Below are 416 nucleotides of genomic sequence, written 5' to 3' on the forward strand. Positions count from 1 at the left end.
AAGGGGTCGCAGGTTCGAATCCTGTTTTCCCGACCATTTATAGTATTGGGGCCTTAGCTCAGCTGGGAGAGCGCCTGCTTTGCACGCAGGAGGTCAGCGGTTCGATCCCGCTAGGCTCCACCAAAAAATATATTGACAAGTTGTTTTTTATTTGTTAATATATATAAGTCGCTTTTTGATATGATTGTTCTTTGAAAACTAAACAAACAAAAAACGTCAACAAACAATAATTATTCATCTCTTGAATGAGATGAAGCCAACGTAACTTTTATGAGCTAATCAACTCAACTTTTTTGGAGAGTTTGATCCTGGCTCAGGACGAACGCTGGCGGCGTGCCTAATACATGCAAGTCGAGCGAACTTTTGGGAGCTTGCTCCCGAAAGTTAGCGGCGGACGGGTGAGTAACACGTGGGCA

The 416-nt window shown here is 44.0% G+C and carries 1 tRNA gene and 1 rRNA gene; both read left to right on the forward strand.

What is annotated here, in order from left to right:
- Window positions 1-47: 47 nt before the first annotated feature.
- Window positions 48-123 (forward strand) — tRNA-Ala (locus M3183_RS26780).
- 167 nt (window positions 124-290) lie between these two features.
- A 16S ribosomal RNA gene (locus tag M3183_RS26785) occupies window positions 291-416 on the forward strand; the annotation flags it as partial.

The sequence above is a fragment of the Neobacillus mesonae genome (assembly GCF_023715155.1).
GTDB classification, from domain to species: domain Bacteria; phylum Bacillota; class Bacilli; order Bacillales; family Cytobacillaceae; genus Neobacillus; species Neobacillus mesonae_A.